The sequence below is a fragment of the Falsibacillus albus genome (assembly GCF_003668575.1).
Taxonomy (GTDB): Bacteria; Bacillota; Bacilli; order Bacillales; family DSM-25281; genus Falsibacillus; species Falsibacillus albus.
Map to the genome: position 1 here is coordinate 57946 of NZ_RCVZ01000001.1, position 18253 is coordinate 76198.

The 18253-nt window shown below is 43.2% G+C and carries 18 protein-coding genes; 12 read left to right on the plus strand and 6 right to left on the minus strand.

The features are described from left to right. Nucleotides 1-246: 246 nt before the first annotated feature. Entirely contained in the window at nucleotides 247-1512 is a 1266-nt protein-coding gene (locus D9X91_RS00335; protein WP_121678571.1) for a BaiN/RdsA family NAD(P)/FAD-dependent oxidoreductase, read from the minus strand. A gap of 180 nt (nucleotides 1513-1692) precedes the next feature. On the opposite strand from D9X91_RS00335, the gene D9X91_RS00340 reads away from it, so the two are divergent. After that, on the plus strand, nucleotides 1693-3324 hold the full coding sequence (locus D9X91_RS00340; protein ID WP_121678572.1) for a putative polysaccharide biosynthesis protein: 1632 nt from the start codon (nucleotides 1693-1695) through the stop codon (nucleotides 3322-3324). Nucleotides 3325-3509: 185 nt separating this feature from the next. Next, nucleotides 3510-4226: a pseudouridine synthase gene (locus D9X91_RS00345; protein WP_121678573.1), complete on the plus strand. Its 717-nt coding sequence runs from the start codon at nucleotides 3510-3512 to the stop codon at nucleotides 4224-4226. A gap of 86 nt (nucleotides 4227-4312) precedes the next feature. Here the strand turns inward: D9X91_RS00345 and D9X91_RS00350 are convergent, their stop codons facing one another. Next, nucleotides 4313-4534, minus strand: a complete 222-nt coding sequence (locus D9X91_RS00350; RefSeq protein WP_121678574.1) for a DeoR family transcriptional regulator — start codon at nucleotides 4532-4534, stop codon at nucleotides 4313-4315. Continuing rightward, the gene (locus tag D9X91_RS22405; RefSeq protein ID WP_158598200.1) at nucleotides 4531-4683 is read right to left on the minus strand and encodes a hypothetical protein; all 153 of its coding nucleotides are present in this window, start codon (nucleotides 4681-4683) and stop codon (nucleotides 4531-4533) included. Before D9X91_RS22405 ends, D9X91_RS00350 begins: the two co-directional genes overlap by 4 nt. A gap of 311 nt (nucleotides 4684-4994) precedes the next feature. On the opposite strand from D9X91_RS22405, the gene pepV reads away from it, so the two are divergent. Both pepV and dat read left to right on the plus strand, forming a co-directional pair. Further along, a complete protein-coding gene (gene pepV / locus D9X91_RS00355; protein ID WP_121678575.1) occupies nucleotides 4995-6410 on the plus strand; it encodes a dipeptidase PepV in 1416 nt (471 codons plus the stop codon). A 22-nt stretch (nucleotides 6411-6432) separates the two neighbouring features. Beyond that, nucleotides 6433-7290 (plus strand): D-amino-acid transaminase, encoded by an 858-nt coding sequence (gene dat, locus D9X91_RS00360; RefSeq protein WP_121678576.1) that lies wholly within the window; start codon nucleotides 6433-6435, stop codon nucleotides 7288-7290. Nucleotides 7291-7412: 122 nt separating this feature from the next. Here dat and cysK read toward each other — a convergent pair whose 3' ends face one another. Next, nucleotides 7413-8342: a cysteine synthase A gene (gene cysK / locus D9X91_RS00365; RefSeq protein WP_121678991.1), complete on the minus strand. Its 930-nt coding sequence runs from the start codon at nucleotides 8340-8342 to the stop codon at nucleotides 7413-7415. A gap of 251 nt (nucleotides 8343-8593) precedes the next feature. Here cysK and thpR point away from each other — a divergent pair, with 251 nt between their 5' ends. From thpR to D9X91_RS00390, 5 genes are all read left to right on the plus strand, one after another. After that, entirely contained in the window at nucleotides 8594-9160 is a 567-nt protein-coding gene (gene thpR / locus D9X91_RS00370) for an RNA 2',3'-cyclic phosphodiesterase (protein WP_121678577.1), read from the plus strand. 19 nt (nucleotides 9161-9179) lie between these two features. Beyond that, complete coding sequence (locus D9X91_RS00375) at nucleotides 9180-10178, plus strand: NERD domain-containing protein (protein ID WP_121678578.1); 999 nt, start codon at nucleotides 9180-9182, stop codon at nucleotides 10176-10178. A gap of 5 nt (nucleotides 10179-10183) precedes the next feature. Continuing rightward, nucleotides 10184-11092 carry a diacylglycerol/lipid kinase family protein gene (locus D9X91_RS00380; RefSeq protein WP_158598201.1) on the plus strand — a complete coding sequence of 303 codons (909 nt, stop codon included), beginning with the start codon at nucleotides 10184-10186 and terminating at the stop codon, nucleotides 11090-11092. 12 nt (nucleotides 11093-11104) lie between these two features. After that, complete coding sequence (gene pulA / locus D9X91_RS00385; protein ID WP_121678580.1) at nucleotides 11105-13231, plus strand: type I pullulanase; 2127 nt, start codon at nucleotides 11105-11107, stop codon at nucleotides 13229-13231. 145 nt (nucleotides 13232-13376) lie between these two features. After that, nucleotides 13377-14150: a phosphotransferase family protein gene (locus D9X91_RS00390; protein WP_121678581.1), complete on the plus strand. Its 774-nt coding sequence runs from the start codon at nucleotides 13377-13379 to the stop codon at nucleotides 14148-14150. Here the strand turns inward: D9X91_RS00390 and D9X91_RS00395 are convergent. Continuing rightward, nucleotides 14147-14425 carry a YtzH-like family protein gene (locus D9X91_RS00395; protein WP_121678992.1) on the minus strand — a complete coding sequence of 93 codons (279 nt, stop codon included), beginning with the start codon at nucleotides 14423-14425 and terminating at the stop codon, nucleotides 14147-14149. The two genes, D9X91_RS00390 and D9X91_RS00395, sit on opposite strands and share 4 nt — an antisense overlap. Nucleotides 14426-14606: 181 nt before the next feature. Between D9X91_RS00395 and trmB the strand changes: the two genes are divergently transcribed. Beyond that, entirely contained in the window at nucleotides 14607-15254 is a 648-nt protein-coding gene (gene trmB / locus D9X91_RS00400) for a tRNA (guanosine(46)-N7)-methyltransferase TrmB (protein WP_121678582.1), read from the plus strand. A 530-nt stretch (nucleotides 15255-15784) separates the two neighbouring features. After that, a complete protein-coding gene (locus D9X91_RS00410; RefSeq protein ID WP_121678584.1) occupies nucleotides 15785-16633 on the plus strand; it encodes a YtnP family quorum-quenching lactonase in 849 nt (282 codons plus the stop codon). A gap of 36 nt (nucleotides 16634-16669) precedes the next feature. Here the strand turns inward: D9X91_RS00410 and D9X91_RS00415 are convergent, their stop codons facing one another. Next, the gene (locus D9X91_RS00415; protein WP_121678585.1) at nucleotides 16670-16990 is read right to left on the minus strand and encodes a hypothetical protein; all 321 of its coding nucleotides are present in this window, start codon (nucleotides 16988-16990) and stop codon (nucleotides 16670-16672) included. A gap of 188 nt (nucleotides 16991-17178) precedes the next feature. Between D9X91_RS00415 and D9X91_RS00420 the strand changes: the two genes are divergently transcribed. Beyond that, entirely contained in the window at nucleotides 17179-18252 is a 1074-nt protein-coding gene (locus D9X91_RS00420; RefSeq protein WP_121678586.1) for a M42 family metallopeptidase, read from the plus strand. The last annotated feature ends 1 nt before the right edge of the window (nucleotide 18253 follow it).

Genomic DNA, 18253 nt, shown 5'->3' on the forward strand with positions numbered 1-18253 from the left:
AGACATTTTTAGTAAAGCTTCTAGTTTTCAACTAAAAAAGTGCAAGGTTGATTTCTGTGAAAGGATGCTTGCTTTCCGAGGTGCCTCACAGGATGTGAGGTCGTTCGATGTTTGCACACGAAGTGCCGAACTTAATTGAACATCAGCTTTACACATCCTCGTTTCTCTGCGGGGTCTCACATGACCCTGTGATCCCTCCGGAGTCTCGCACCTTCAACCTTTTCTTTTTCATAGACCGGTTCATTTTCATTGTTTAGCATGAATGGCAGCATTCATGCCGGCTAGCCTGCCGGTGACGAGTGCGGATGTGATGTTGTATCCACCCGTATAGCCGTGGATATCGAGGACCTCCCCGCTGAAATATAGTCCGGGCATAAGCTTGGAGGCCATCGTCTTCGGTTCGATTTCTTTGACGGATACACCACCGCCGGTGACAAATGCTTTCTCGATTGGCAGTGTTCCGTTTACGGTGAAGCGGAACTGTTTGCAGGATTGGGAAAAGACCCTGATTTTTTCGGTAGAAATGGTCCCGCCTTGAGCGTTCGGATCGATTTCACTCTTTTCCAGTAAGAATAATAAATACCGTTCGGGCAGGAGGCCCTTCAAACTGTTTTTCACCGCTTTTTTGGCATCCTCTTTGAGCTGCTTATGAATCCTTTGGAACAGCTCTTCTCCATTCAAGCCAGGGATGGCATCGATATTCATCGTGACTCTATCAAGATTCCATTTTTTCATTGCTTTTACGACATATTGGCTGCAGCGAAGCACTGCAGGTCCTGATATTCCTAAATGAGTGAAGATCATATCCATTTTGTGAGTGATCAGCGCTTTCCCTTTTGGATTCAATACGCTCAGTTCCACATCCCGCAAAGAAAGACCCTGGAGCAATTTTTCCTTGATGAATGGTTCATCAGAGGTCAGAGGGACTTCTGTTGGAAACAAGTCGGTTATGGTGTGTCCAGCCTTTCTTGCCCAAGGGTATCCGTCTCCTGTCGAGCCAGTATGGGGAACAGATTTGCCCCCGACTGCAATGACGATGGAACTAGCCCCGATGATATCGCCGTTTGTTAATTGGACCCCGCTGGTCTGGTCATTATTAAATAAAACATCCTTTACGGGAGTGTCCTTCCAAACGGTAATGTTTAAAGCTTCCATTCGATCAAGGAGCGCATCCACGACTGATTGTGCTTTGTTGGAAACCGGGAACATCCTTCCGTGGTCTTCCTCCTTCAGCTGGATTCCCAGCTCCTCAAAAAAAGTAATGATATCTTCATTGCTGAACTCAGCAAATGCACTATATAAGAAACGTCCATTTCCTGGGATGTGCTTAATGATTTCATCTACCGGAAGGCGATTCGTCACATTGCAGCGTCCACCGCCGGAAATGGCCAACTTTCTTCCGAGTTTATTTCCTTTATCGATCAGCAAAACTTTTGCATGATTCTCTGCAGCTGCAATTGAAGCCATCAGCCCGGATGGACCTCCGCCGATGACAATAACATCATAATTCATATTCAAACAATTCCTTTCAGGCGCTTTGGGCGCATTCAGGTTTTTCGTGCTGAAAATACCGTCTGTCTGTATTGTAATGAGCCAAGCCAAAAGAAGCAATCTTTCACGAATAAATTGTCAATTAGCGTCGTAAGTTGTAAACTACTACTAGTGTTTAAGTTGAACTCAGGAAGGGATCATATGTCTTCTAAATTAATACGTGGAACATTTGTACTTACATTAGGAACGATTTTATCCAAAGTTTTGGGACTTTTTTATGTCATCCCGTTTTATGCCATCCTCAATAAAAATGGTAATGCAGAAGGGGCTATGCAGCTTTATCAATACGGCTACGTCCCTTATACGATTTTCATCAGCATTGCAACGGCGGGTGTGCCGCTGGCTGTTTCGAAATATATATCCAAATATAATGCTATTGAAGAATATGCCGTCGGAAGGAAGCTTTTTAAATCCGGTATTGTCCTTATGCTTTTGACCGGATTCATTTCTTTTCTGATCATGTATCTGCTTGCACCATCGTTTGCCGACTTAGTGGTACAAGACGGTGCGAATGTGATGTTTACAAAAGGCGATGTCGCATCAGTCATTCGTGCAGTCAGCTTCGCCTTGATCATCATTCCATTCATGAGTTTGATAAGAGGCTTTTTCCAAGGGCATCAATCAATGGGGCCATCAGCCGTTTCCCAGGTTGTCGAGCAGATTGCCCGCATCATCTTTTTGCTGATCGGTGCCTATGTAGTTCTTTACGTTATTAAAGGTTCGATTGTTTCCGCCATCGGCGTGGCGACTTTTGCAGCTTTCATCGGGGGAATAGCGAGTCTGCTCCTGCTGTTATGGTATTGGAAAAAACGCAAGCCTCATTTGGACGAATTGCTTGAAGAAGATAAGGGGACGCTAGAAATTTCCATTCCGGAAATGTATAAGGAAATCATCGTTTACGCGATCCCCTTTGTACTGGTCGGAATCGCAAATCCATTATTCCAGGAAATCGACCAATTAACTTTTTCTAAGGCAATGGCTGAGATCGGGAAAGCCGCTCAAAGTGATACTGCGCTGGGAACATTGAGCTTTACGGTTCACAAGCTCGTCATCATCCCTGTCTCACTTGCTACTGCTTTTGCTTTGACGCTTGTCCCGCTCATAACGGAATCGTTTGTGACCGGCAATCGGAAAACGATGAAACGTCAGCTCGATCAAACATTCCAAGTCCTGCTGTTCATCACCATCCCTGCTGCGGTCGGGCTGTCCCTGCTGGCGGAACCGGTGTACACCGTGTTCTACAGCCATAGCCAATTTGGGACGGATGTATTGGCAAGCTACGCACCAGTCGCGATTTTGTTTGCCCTGTATTCCGTGACGGCAGCCATCATGCAAGGAGTGAATGAACAGCGTTTCACCATTTTAAGCCTGCTTGTGGGGCTTCTTGTTAAGCTGACCCTCAATATTCCGATGATTAAGATGTTTGAGACGGAAGGGGCGGTATATGCTACCGCAATCGGATATACGGCATCGATTCTGATCAATTTAATTGTCATCAAAGTATTTGCGAGGTATTCTTTCAAGTTGGCCATGCGGAGAACAATGCTGATTGCAGCGATGAATGTGGTGATGGCGATTGTGGTTATCATAAGCTATAAAGGCTTGACGCATATTTTAAATCCATCACACAAATTGCCTTCCCTCCTCCTCATCCTCATTTGTGGAGGGATCGGTGCAGCATTATATGGATATTTAGGGCTGAGGTCCAAGCTGGCGGATAAATTATTCGGGGCGAGATTGGACCGGATCAAAAAGAAACTGCGCATTTCATGAATACCCGAAAGAGGTGGTGAAGTGGAGTGAAATCCATTCCCATCTCTTATTTTCTATAGTTAGGCATTATCACATGCAAGGCACTTCAAAAAGGCGAGCTTACTGTAAGGAAGACAAACTCATTTCTTTAAGGATAAGAGCCTTTGAAAAAGTCTTTAATTGAATCAGCAAACAAGGAGGAACCTATGAGAATCGATAAATTATTGGCCAATGTAGGATATGGCAGCAGGAAAGAAGTAAAAAAACTGCTTAAAAGCGGGCACATCAAGCTGAACGATGAGGTCGTCAAGGATCCCAAAACGCATGTTGATCCGGATGAGGACACAGTATCCGTCAACGGGGAACAGGTGGTATATAAGGAATTCATCTACCTGATGATGAACAAGCCCCCGGGAGTGATTTCTGCAACCGAAGACCAGCATGATGAAACTGTGATCGACCTGCTGGAAATCGAGGATTCCGTTCGGAACCCCTTTCCTGTGGGAAGGCTGGATAAGGATACGGAAGGGCTTCTTTTAATCACGAATGATGGGCAATTATCCCATCAACTGCTTTCGCCGAAGAAGCATGTCCCCAAAACGTATTTCGCCGTCATCGATCAAGAAGTGACGGATGAGGATGTCAAAGCATTTGCCAATGGAGTTGTCCTTGATGACGGATATGAGACAAAGCCAGGGGATTTGAAAATTTTAAAATCGGGCCTCCGCTCTGATATTGAATTGACGATCATGGAAGGGAAATTCCATCAAGTGAAGCGGATGTTTGAAGCGGTAGGGAAGAATGTCATTTATTTAAAGCGGCTTTCCATGGGACCGTTGGAGCTGGATGAAACCCTTGAACTGGGGGAATACAGGGAATTGACCGAAGAAGAAATCGATTTGCTGAAAAATAATCGATCCTGAACCAATAACCAATAAAGGGGCTGACCCAAACGTGCACGGCACGTGTTAGGGTCAGCCCCTTTTTAATGCATTGTTGTTTTAATTAATTATGATGACATCTTAACTCGTTTCTCAGTGGTTGACCATTTTCCTCTACTTGGACTCTCGACTAAATCATTATATTCTAATACATTTAAGTCTCTTTGAATAGTTCGAGGTGTGATGCCGAATTCGTCTACCAAATCTTGAGTAGACACAGTACCATGTTCCTTGATGAACATGTAGACTGATTTAATCCGGGTTAACATACGGTTTGTTGAAGGTTTCAAAAAACCACTCCCTCATCTTTTTTCACAATGGCAAAGATTATGGACGGCTTCCTCATAAAAGGAATGACTTCAAACACCTTGTTAATATGATCTTCCGAGCAGACAACTCCTTTACTAATGACGATTTTTTCATCTAAGATGTCAGACACCTATATTGTACCCCTATACCTACTAAATATCTATAAAAAAACGGAATTTTACAATAAATTAATGATTTTCCTCAATCATCCTCCTTTGACAATCCTGTTAGTTCATTCTTATGTACTAGAACAACCGAAATATGTCCCAGACTTATATTTATCCGTTTAACGGCATCATGAAACGCGATATAATCAATTAGAGTGAATTGGCGGGAAAGGAAGAAAATTCTTTTCCATTGTTAAGATTGTAAATCAATTTTTATTCGTAGTAACATACTAAAAAGAGAGAATCAATAGCAGCTAGGAAAGGAGCATTTGATATGACGACAATCAATTGGATGGAAGAAGTTGAAAAAAGGAAGGAAGATTTGCTTCAAGACCTTCAAAAATTTCTTCAGATCAAAAGCGTTTTGGATGAGGAGGACACCTCTGAAAATGCACCGTTTGGAGAAGGCGTGAAAGAGGCGCTGGATTATTTATTGAATCTCGGTGAAAAAGACGGCTTTACCGGTAAGAACGTGGATGGCTATGGAGGACATCTTGAAATGGGAGCAGGCGAGGAATTGCTTGGGATCCTTTGTCATGTAGATGTCGTACCGGAAGGGGATGGCTGGTCATTTGACCCATTCGGTGGAGAAATCAGCGATGGGAAAATTTATGCCCGCGGTGCGATCGACGATAAGGGGCCGACGATGGCTGCCTACTATGCCATGAAAATTGTGAAGGAGCTTGGCCTTCCGCTTAACAAAAGGATTCGGATGATCATTGGCGCAGATGAAGAGAGTGATTGGCGCTGTGTGGATCATTATTTCAAAAAAGAGGAAATGCCTTCAATGGGATTTGCACCAGATGCTGATTTCCCGATTATCTATGCAGAAAAAGGCATTGCAGATTATGATTTGGTTTGCAAACCAAGCTATGAACAAACAGATGAGAAGATCTTTGTCCGGTCTTTCCATTCCGGCAGAAGGTACAATATGGTTCCCGACTTTGCAAAAGCGATACTGGTTGTTCAGGGCGATCATACGGAGGTATTGCAGGAATTTGATCAATACATAGCCAAATGGGAGCTGGAAGGAAATTATTATGTTGACAACGGAGAGCTCTATCTCGAAGTGAAGGGGCAGTCCGTCCACGGCATGGAACCCGATCTTGGAAAAAACGCCGGGATCTTTTTGGCTGGTTTCCTTTCAGAATTTGAATTAGATAAAAATTCGAATACGTTCATACAATTCATCAAGAAGAATTTCTTCCAGGACTCGAGAGGAAGGGCATTGGAAGTTCTATATCGCGACGACATCACTGGAGATCTGACAATCAATGTCGGAAAGCTCCATTACGAAGCGAATGAAGGAGGAAGGCTCGGTCTCAACATGAGATATCCGGTGACGTTCGATCTGGACAAAGAGAAAGAAGCATTGTGGAGCCGTGTTCACAACGAAGGGTTCGATGTGGAAAATTTCACAGATTCCAAGCCGCATCATGTGGATGAAAAGGATCCGCTCATTCAAACATTGAAAAAGGTGTATGAAGAGCAGACGGGGGAAAAGGGCGAGTTGATCAGCATCGGAGGCGGGACATATGCCCGTTCGTTGAAGTCAGGAGTAGCATTCGGCCCATTATTCCCGGGAAGGCCGGACGTGGCCCATCAAAAAGATGAATATATGATTTTGGAGGATTTATTCAAGGCGACTGCCATTTATGCGCAGGCGATCTATGAATTGGCAAACAAATAAAGAACTATTTGGAGGGAAAAGCATGGAGAAGATCATTGTAAATGGGGAAATGCTTGAGCGTAATGGTTTTTATGTCGATATTGAAGACAGAGGCTACCAATTCGGGGACGGAATTTATGAAGTCATCCGGGTGTATGAGGGAAGAATGTATACGCAGGAAGAGCATCTGAATAGGCTGTATGAGAGCGCCGGGAAAATCGGGCTCAACATCTCTTATACGAAGGAAGAATTGACAGACCATTTAGAGAAATTGATTCAAAGTAATCAGCTAGACACAGGGATCATCTACATGCAATTCACGAGAGGTGCATCTCCACGCCAGCACGCATTTCCTGTGGAGCCTGTGCCTGCTTCATATGTCGCTTATACGAAAGTGATGGCGAGGCCGGAAGTATTCATGAAAGAGGGTGTCAAAGGGCATTTAGTGGAAGACATCCGCTGGCTGCGCTGCGATATTAAGAGTTTGAACCTGCTAGGCAACATCATGGCGAAGCAAAGTGCTTCGGAAGCAGGCTGCTTTGAAGCGATTCAGCACCGTGGTGAAACAGTGACAGAAGGGTCCTCTTCAAATGTCTTTATAGTCAAGGAAGGGGCAGTCATTACTCATCCGGCCACGAACCTGATCCTTAATGGCATCACACGGCAGGAAATACAAAAGCTTTGTTCGGAGAGTGGCATTGTTTTTGAAGAAAGGGAATTCACTGTTACCAACTTGATGGCTGCTGATGAAGTCTTCATCGCGAGCACAACCTCGGAGGTCATGCCGATCGTAGAAATAGATAATACCGTGATTGGCGATGGCAAACCGGGACAAGTGACAAAGCAGCTTCAAACATTGTTTTGGAACAGGGTCGTGGAACGAGCGAAATTAGCCATTTAAAGTTATATGAATAACAACAAACTTTACGAAAAAGGCTATAAAAAAAGAGGCTGTTCCACTGCAATGCAGCGGGAACAGCCTCTTTTTAATCGAAAGGATCATTTTCACTAACCAGGGCAGCATCAGTAGCTGAACAAGTCACTGGATAAATAGCGTTCGCCTGTGTCACATGCGATGCAGACGACCACGGCATCTTTCGGAAGTGTTTTTGCCACCTCGATTGCGGCATAGCATGCAGCACCGGATGATGGACCGACCAGGATTCCTTCTTCACGCGCCATTCTCCGTGCTGTTTCATAAGCTTCTTCGTCTTTGATTTGATGAATTTTATCATATACATCCTGGTTTAGAATTTCAGGGATGAAACCAGGACTTGTACCAACAAGTTTATGCTTTCCTGGCTTGCCGCCTGAAAGGACAGGGGAGCCGGCTGGTTCAACGACATGGACTTGAAGGTCATTATATGCCTCTTTCAAGACTTCGCCTGTGCCCGTAATGGTTCCGCCTGTTCCTGCTGTTGCGACAAAAGCGGATAATGGTTTTCCAAGCTCCTTCATCGCATCGATAATTTCCGATGCCGTTGTTTTTCTGTGTGCATCTGCGTTTGCATCATTTTCAAATTGCATCGGCATGAAGCTGTCTGGGATTTCGTCGCAGAGTTCTTTAGCCTTTGAAATCGCACCGGGCATTTTTTCATCCCCAGGTGTCAATACAACCTCCGCTCCATATGCTTTCAGCAAATTGATGCGCTCTTGTGTCATCGTATCCGGCATGACCAGGATGGCTTTATATCCTCTCGCCGCTGCATTCATGGCAAGTCCGATCCCTGTATTTCCGCTTGTTGGCTCGATGATGGTCGATCCTTTTTTCAGTAATCCTGCTTTCTCTGCTTCGACGATCATGTTGAATGCAGCACGGTCTTTGACACTTTTGCTTGGGTTGTAAAATTCAAGCTTTACATATATGTCCGCCCCGTCTTCGGGATTCAATCTGTTTAATTTGACTAATGGTGTTTCTCCGATTAAATCAGCAATGTTTCCGACTACTTTCATCTTCAACACGTTCCTTTCCTTCTGGGTATTCTATTTTTATCTTACTCATTCTTAGTAATTCAATCAAATTATACGTATTTAGGTATTTTTGAAATTTAGTTTCCATCAATGTTATCGACTGTGCGGTGAACTCTGCGGAATCTCACAATTTCCTCTCCAATCAACTCCTAAATGAATAATTTCACCCCAAAGATGTGTGAACGTCAGAAAATTTTGCTAAAATATATAGTAAAAGCTAAAGGACGAGATCAATGAATAGACCGCATTTTTTTCTAGCGATTCCCCTGCCTCCCGAGAGCAAACAATTTTTAAAACAATGGTCCAATAAATTATCGAATGAACTGCCTTTTAAAAAATGGGTTCATCCTGAAGATGTCCATATCACCCTGGCCTTTTTGGGGGTGGCTGATGAGCAGCGATTGGAGGCATTGAAAAAATCATTGGATTCTCTCATTCGTCATCACCCTGTTTTTTCATTGGCAATCGATCATTTAGGTGTGTTCGGGAGAAAGACGGCACCCAGGATCTTTTGGGCTGGGGTTTCTGCACCGGACAATCTTTATTCACTTCAAGAGGTAGTGAAGGGCGCCGCTCTCTCTGCAGGATTCGAATTGGATGAGAAGCCCTTCAATCCCCACATCACTTTGGCAAGAAAATGGTCGGATTCAGCTGATTTTCCTGTATCGTTCTTAGAAGAACAGAGGGAAACATCCCATTTTCTCGTCGATCAGATTGTTTTATACGAAACCCACATGGACCGAGTGCCAAAATATGAAATAAAGGCATCATGGCAATTGGATCCTACACAACGAAAATGACTGGGCAGGAGGAAGAAAAGTGGCGCAGCTAATCAAGCTCCAAGATTATATTTCCCGTTATGAAACGGATTTATATCGGTATCCGACACAATTTATCAGGCTAAAAAAACAACAGTGGCAAAAAATCAAACTGGCGTGGGAAGCTGGAACTCTGCATCAAACGGCTTCCGCTGCTCAGTTTCAAGATATGAAGATGATGATAGAAGGCAAGCCGGGCATTGTGAAAAAAATGAAAGGCATCTTTAAAAAAACTCCGGCAGATCTCCAGCAGAACAAGGTGGTGGATACTTCTGCAGAGGCTGGTGATGAAGGGGATTTTGATATACAGGTTGGTTCTGATGGATATCAGTCGATAACTTCCGAGGAAGAATTGAAGCAGTACTTTTTAGACCAGCTTCTCAACTTTCAATTAAAGTGGGGCACCTCCACAGTTTTTGAAAAGTCGCATATGGACCATAAATATAAACGGGATCCATTGCTTAAGTATTTCCTGCAGCGGTTTCCAGATTCTTTTCTCGTACTCTATGAACCTATTTTCATGGTGAAAAAAGCAAGGGTCGAAATGGAGATCATCCTCATTACACCGACGACGTTATGGTGTTTGACGTTGTTGGAGCATAAAGCAGGGGATGTATTTATAGGATCCAAGGAACATTTTTGGGAAAAGCGCAGCGGCAAGGATTCTTCGAAAATATTAAACCCGCTTATATCCATGAATAGGATGGAAAAAATCATTACAAACATCTTGCAAATACACGAAGTGGATATGCCGGTCAAAAAAGCTATTTTATCGAGGAACGGATTCATTGATTATCCAGCTGTTCCATATGGGATCGAGCTGATCGACAAAAAGAATTATGAAGAATGGTTTCAGCAGCTAAGAAATATGAGGTCGCCGATCAAGCATATCCAATTAAAGGCAGCCCAGGCGCTATTGGACTTTTCACATACAGTCGGATTTAAACGGTTGGAGTGGAAAGAAGAGCGTGAAGGGGATTTGGAAGGATTCGATGAGTGATGCATGTGCATTTTATTGTAAACCCAAAGGCGAAAAATGGATTAAGCAAAAAGATATGGAACGAGGTCAAAACAAAACTGACGGGGCTGAATTATCAAGTTCATTTTACGGAGTTCCCCAAGCACGCGACGCAAATAGCTGAGCAAATCGGGTGTACAGCTACGAAGGAAACGATTCTCATCGTGGTCGGAGGAGATGGAACCATGAATGAAGTCATCAATGGGGCGATCCCATTCCCTCTCATCAGGATTGCATACATACCAGCTGGATCCGGTAATGATTTTGCAAGGGGGTTTCATCTCCCGGCAACCCCTCAGGAGAGTACGGAACGGATCCTTACTGTTCTTGGCCAGAGCGGTACATATTATGATGCTGGATATTTTCAAAATAAGGACACCCCTCATGGATACTTTGTTAATAGCATTGGAGCAGGTTTCGATGCGCAAATTTCATTGAGTGCCAATCGATCAATAATAAAGAAATGGTTAAATAAAGCTTCAATGGGGAACATGGTATATGCATTTTATTTAATCAAGGAATTGTTCACCTATAAGCCGGGCCTGTGTGAAATAAGCATAGATGGGGAAAAATATCAATTCACAAAAACCTGGTTCATCACGATATCCAATCATCCTTACTATGGAGGAGGAATGAAGATTTCACCGACGGCTGATCCGGGGGATGGCAAATTGAACATTACTGTGGTGGACCGTTTGAGTAAATTAAAGCTTCTTGCCGTTTTTATTTCTGTTTTTTGGGGCGGCCATACACGCTTCAAGGAAGTGAAAACATTTCAAGGCGAAAAAATCGATATTGATTTCAAAGGTTTAATACCCGTTCATGCGGATGGTGAATATATTGGAAGTACACCAGTACATATTGAAGTAAAGCCCAAAAGCTGGATAATTTTATAAGAAGGTGTAGACATGGACCGGATGGAGCGAATCTTTAAAGCATATTTAGATGGAATGAACACCGTTGTCATTCTATTGCCTTATCATTATTACAACGGTGACAGCAGCCGTTTTTTTCTGGAAAAGAAGGATGAAAAGTGGGATCTGGAAATCCATGAAATCATTCCGCTTGAGGAAGAGAAAAAATATATTTGCCATACGCAGCATTCTCCGCAATTTGGCTGTACGTATTACATCATCGATGAACATGGAAATGAAACCGATCTTCAAATCGGAGCAGTCATCCGTTCCCCCGAATTTGACCAGATCCATTATGATGATCTAAATGATTTCGGGTGCAGCTATTCCAAAAGTAAAAGCGTCTTTAAGGTGTGGGCTCCGACAGCAACGGACGCTTTCGTGAAAATGATTGGACCAGATGAAAAAGAGGAAACAAAAATCCCGATGGTCCGCAGCAAAAAAGGAACGTGGACAGCGGAAATAGATGGTGATCTGGAAGGAGTGAAATATCGTTATTCGGTTAAAAACAACCTGGAGTGGAAGGAAGCGGTCGATCCTTACACAAAGGCTGTTTCCGTTAACAGTGAATGGGGGATCGTCGTCGACATGACCAAGACGCGGATGGATGACGAGAGTTTACGTCCTGAACTCCCGATCGCTGATGCCATCATTTATGAAGCGAATATCCGTGATCTCACATCACATCCAAACAGCGGCATTGTCCAAAAGAGATCATACAATGGGCTCGCTGAAAGAAATACCGTTGGTTCCAATCAACAAAAGACAGGCTTGAGCTTTGTATCAAGCCTCGGCGTCACCCACTTGGAGCTGCTGCCATTCAATGACTTTTACGGCATACCTGATCAAGATCCTGCATCCATGTACAATTGGGGCTACAACCCACTTTTTTTTAATGTTCCCGAAGGAAGCTACAGCACAGATCCAACAGATCCATACACGCGGATCAATGAATTAAAGAACATGATCCGGACCATTCATGAAGAAGGACTCTCTGTCATCATGGATGTTGTTTACAATCATGTATATGTTCGGGAAACCTCCTCATTTGAAATATTGGTCCCAGGCTATTACTTCCGTCATGACCTCTACGGGACACCCGCCAATGGAACAGGGGTCGGAAACGATTTTGCTTCTGAAAAATTGATGGCAAGAAAGTTCATAGTGGACTCAGTCCGATATTGGATGAAGGAATATATGGTGGATGGCTTTAGATTTGATTTAATGGGCATTTTGGATATTGGTACATTAAAGGAAGTAAGCAAGGCAGCATCGGATATTTACCCTCATGTCTTGCTCCTTGGGGAAGGCTGGGAGCTGAATACCCCTCTGCCGGCAAATGACAAGGCAAACATCCGAAATGCGAACCAGCTGCAGGAGGTTGCATTTTTTAACGATTTTTTCAGGGATACTGTTAAGGGAAGCACATTCGACTTATATGAAAGAGGCTATGCGCTCGGACACAGCAGACTTGTCAGGAAAGCGATTCAAGTTATGACTGGGAGAGGGGTTTTCAATTCGCCCCTTCAATCCATCAATTATATTGAATCCCATGACAATCATACCCTTTGGGATAAGATCCAGTTCTGTTTTCCGAATCAGGAAGAACGGAATATTAAACGGCACCGGCTTGCGACTTCGATTGTCCTTCTATCACAGGGGATCCCTTTTATCCATGCCGGACAGGAGTTCTTTCGAACGAAGAATGGCGTGGATAACAGCTATAAACACCCAGATGAGGTCAATTGGATGGATTGGGACCGCTCTTATCAATACAAAAAAAATGTCGATTATATAAGAAGACTAATATCCATGAGGAAACAACATAAGGCTTTCCGTTTGGAGACGTTGGATGAGATACGAAAATATATCGAAGTGTTTCTTGTCGATGAAAATGTGATCGGACTTCATCTCAAAGAAGTGGGAGTGTTTGGGCCATGCAATCATATTGCAATTCTTGTGAATCCTGAAGAAAATGGTAAGGAAGCGGAATTGCCTGAAGTAGAGGGGAAATGGACTTTGTGGAGCGATGGGGAGGAAGTCTGGGATCTGGGAAAACAAATCGTGGAAAGAAAAATCTTATTGGAGCCCATCAGCTGCAAGGTTTATGCAGCGCGATAGAAAGTGAACTTGACGAATGTGGCCGTAAAGCGATAAAATTTACTAGATAGCTATTTATGCATCAAAAAAGAAATAGCTATCTTTTTTATTTTCTGCGTCATTCTTAAAATAACTGATTTAGTAAAATAAACGAAGGTGAATCATGTTGGAACACTTATTCGATCAGGAATGGGAAATTGTGCCTGCAGGTGGAGCTACAGGAGAAGCTTTTTTCGCAAAGCATCATGAACAAAAGCTTTTTTTAAAGCGTAATTCCTCGCCGTTTTTGGCTGTTCTTTCTGCCGAAGGAATCGTCCCGAAGCTTGTCTGGACGAAGCGCATGGAAAACGGGGATGTCATTACAGCACAGCATTGGCTGAATGGCAGGGAGCTTGATCCTGAGGAAATGCTGCAAAAGCGTGTGGCAAAACTTTTAAATAAAATCCATGTGTCCAAGCCTTTGCTGACAATGCTTGAACGACTAGGCAAACAGAGCTTCGAGCCAGAAATGATGCTGGCGGAAGTGGAAACTACATTGGATTTTGATTTGTTGAATTTGCCTGTTGTCAGTCAATCCATTTCTTTTTTGCAAAAAAATATAGATGACATTCATTTCGAGGAATATGTTGTGTGCCATGGAGATGTCAATCACAACAACTGGCTGCTATCTGATTACAACCAGTTGTATTTGATTGATTGGGACGGCGCCATGATTGCAGATCCAGCCATCGATCTTGGGATGCTCCTTTACTGGTATATCCCTGAAGAACAATGGAGTTCCTGGCTTGATCAATATGGGACAATCCTTACAGATCATCTGCGATTACGAATGAAATGGTACGTCGTTTCGCAAACGCTGCTCTCGATCCAGTGGCACAAAGCCAAGGGGCGTTTTCATGAGATGAACCATTGGCTCGAATATTTACATTCGATTCTTTAGGAATACGAGTTCATTCCATCAACCCATTGAGAAAGCTTCTGCTGGTTTCCGTTGATATGGTCATCCAGATTTGAAGCATTCACGCCGGACTGGCTGTATTCATATACTTCCTGCAATATCGGCCTTATATTATCTGTGATATGTGTATTGACCATAAGCGATTTTACTAAGCGTTCCAACTGTTCACATTCTGCAACCGACCCGCAGCAATCGGTCTGATGGTTGCTTAATATATCTTTAAGGATTTGCATTTGATGTTCGTACGTCAACGGCATCCAATCATGTCCTTTCCTGAGGAATTCACATTTATTTTGTGAATTCTTCTTTTGTTTATACATAGGCCCACCGATTGTAGACATTTAAAGGTTTAAATGATTCTCTAGCCGAAAGATGGACTTGCACGAAACGAAAGGTCATGGTATTGTTTTCAACGATAAAGAAAAATGAGGTGTCGTCATGCGCGTGAGAAACAAGCCATGGGCTAAAGATAAATTGAACCAATATTCACAATATGTAATTTCTGAACCGGAAAAACATAAAGGCAATTGGAGTGAACTATTCGGCAATGACAACCCGATTCACATTGAAGTGGGAACGGGAAAAGGTAAATTCGTGACGGAGATGGCCAAAGCCAATCCCGAAATCAATTACATTGGCATTGAACTGTTCGAAAGTGTATTGGTCACTGCACTTGATCTCATCCTTGAAGATGAACGGCCAAACGTTAAGTTATTGAACGTCAATGCGAAAGATTTAACGGATTATTTTGCTGAAGGGGACGTGGACCGAGTATATTTGAATTTTTCCGATCCATGGCCGAAAACAAGGCACGCCAAACGCCGTTTAACTTATAAAACATTCTTGAATCTGTATGAAAAGATTTTGGTAAAGGGCGGCGAAATTCACTTCAAGACAGATAATCAAGGCCTTTTTGAATATTCCTTGAAAAGCTTCTCAGAATATGGCCTTTTGTTGACATTCATCAGTCTTGATTTACACAAAAGTGATTTCGAAGGAAATATCATGACCGAATACGAAGAAAAGTTCTCTTCCAAGGGGCAGCGGATCTACCGCTGTGAAGTAAAATATCAGAACGAAAAATAAGAAGCTTGAAAGCAGCCGGAGACCTTGGCTGCTTTTTTAATTTGATCAAATAAATTAAATTGGCAATCCTGATAAGGAAGGGAAGATGCCCGAACCGAGATCTACGAGACGAAAAAGGGACCGAGAAGGAGGCTGCCGTGCCCGAAACGAGGTCCGCGAGATGAAAAAGGGAATGCGAGGGAAGCTATCGTGCCCGAAACTTAGTCTATGCACCAAAATAGTAAAAATTCAGTTGAAATCATACGCTATTCAAAAACTATGCATTGATTAGGCATTCATTTTTCGCCCCATCACCTTAAACTTTGCAAAAATGACCAATATATTTTCAAAAAAGATTCTGAACAGCTGCTCATATACAAGTATGCAGTAAGCGTGAGGGAGGTATATTTTTTTCCTTCTAAACATTCCTTCTCCTTCCCTTGCCCACATCACTCAATCTTTGTAAACGCTTTACTTTCCAGGACAGGAAGGTGGCTTATCGAAATTGGAACATGCTAAAATGGACATGTCGAACAAGAGGAGGAATGCATATGGAAACATTAACGGTAGGTAATTTGACATTGAATTGGCTGAACGGAGGGGTGACGAACATGGATGGAGGTGCCATGTTTGGTGTGGTACCAAAGCCATTGTGGGAAAGAAAATATCCTGTCAACGATAAAAATCAGATTGAGTTGAGGACCGATCCCATCTTCCTGCAGCTGGAGGGGAAAAATATCTTGATTGAAGCTGGCATCGGGAAAGGAAAGCTGAATGAAAAGCAAAAAAGGAACTACGGTGTCAATGAAGAATCGTCGATTGAAGAGGACCTGAAAAAACTGGGATTGACAACTGAAGATATTGATATTGTTTGTATGACGCATATGCACTTTGACCACGCCTGCGGGCTGACAAAATGGGAAAATGGAAAACTGGTTCCATCATTTCCTAAAGCGGTCATCTATACATCAAGTGTGGAATGGAATGAAATGAGGAATCCCAACATCCGTTCTAGGAATACATATTGGGAGGAGAATTGGGAAGCCATCCAGGGGCAGGTCGAGACCTTTGAAAAGGAGATTGTCGTTATCCCTGGACTGAAAATGATCCATACCGGAGGGCACAGCGAGGGCCATTCCATCATCGTCATTGAGGATGGAGAAGGCAATCAGCTTGTGCATATGGCAGATTTGATGCCGACGCACGCCCACCAAAACGTGTTATGGGTATTGGCCTATGATGATTATCCAATGACATCCATACAAGCCAAACAAGAATGGATTCCAGAAACAATGCAGAAAGAATCATGGTTTATTTTTTATCATGATGCCGTTTACCGTGCAATTAAATGGAACCAAGATGGAAAGGTCATGGATGCGGTGAAAAGAATGACGCCGTGATTGTAAGAAAATGCGTGGAAGCGGGCTTCCACGCATTTACATTGGGGTCAAAAGGTTGATATCCAAAATCGTTCCGCTATGCACATCGGCAATGAATTCGAACTGCTGAAGTTTGCCATTCCGATGGCGTGAAATGCCGCCCCTGTATATTTGGGTCTTTAAGGCGTGTTTTTCAAACGTTTCTGGCTTCATCTGTATCCAAGACCCGTCAATTGCCCCATCTTCCTTAAATGCTTTCTTGACTTTGGACAATACAGATTCAGCAGAGACAGGAGTTCTTTTTTGAACGGTACCGCTCATTATGTATCCTGCTGCAGCACCAGTAGCTGTTCCGATAATAAAGGATTTCCAATTCACCTTGATCCCTCCAAAAATCATTATTTAATGTGAGTAAGATTTATTTAAGTATACTAAACATTTTCTTATTCATCTAATAATTGCCGGGCAATTTCAGAATTTCCTGTTAAGAGCCTGAGAGAGTGGTAAGCTGTAAGAAACTTCTGTAAAATAAAAACTGTACATAACTGATGAAAAGGAGACTGAAAATGAACCAGGAAACATTGAATCTCTTTAAAACATTGACAGAATTGCCTGGAGCACCAGGCAATGAACATCAAGTCCGATCCTTTATGAGGACCGAGCTGGAAAAATATTCTGATGACATCATTCAAGACCGGTTGGGCGGCATATTTGGCATAAAAAAAGGGAAAGAAAACGGGCCTAAGGTGATGGTTGCCGGCCATATGGATGAAGTGGGCTTCATGGTCACTTCCATTACTTCAAACGGAATGCTCCGATTTCAAACTTTAGGTGGATGGTGGAGTCAAGTCCTATTGGCTCAACGTGTTCAAATCATCACTGATCAAGGACCGGTCATCGGCGTCATCGGATCCATCCCGCCGCATTTGTTAGGCGAGGAGCAGCGCAATAAACCGATGGATATGAAGAACATGCTCATTGATATTGGGGCCGATGATAAAGAGGATGCAGAACGGATCGGAATCAAGCCGGGACAGCAGATTGTTCCAATCTGTCCATTTACACCGATGGCAAATGAAAAGAAAATCCTTGCCAAAGCATGGGATAATCGTTATGGATGCGGGCTCGCAGTCGAATTGCTGAAGGAAATCAAAGATGAAAAGCTGCCGAATATTGTCTATTCCGGAGCGACAGTCCAAGAGGAGGTTGGCTTAAGAGGAGCGAAGGTTGCTGCCAATTTAATTGACCCAGACATCTTTTTTGCGTTGGATGCAAGTCCCGCGAATGATATGTCCGGGGATAAAAATGAATTTGGGCAATTGGGCAAAGGGACATTGCTTCGGATCCTTGACCGTTCGATGGTAACCCACAAGGGGCTGCGTGATTACATTTTGGACACTGCGGAATCCAATGATATACCATATCAATATTTCGTGTCCCAAGGCGGGACAGATGCAGGAAGCGTCCATCTTTCCAATAATGGTGTACCAAGCGCCGTAGTTGGCATCTGTTCACGATATATTCATACCCATGCTTCCATGATCCATATCGATGATTATGCTGCAGCGAAAGAACTGCTTGTGAAATTAGTGAAATCATGTGATCAAACTACCATTGATACAATCATTCAAAATGGTTAGG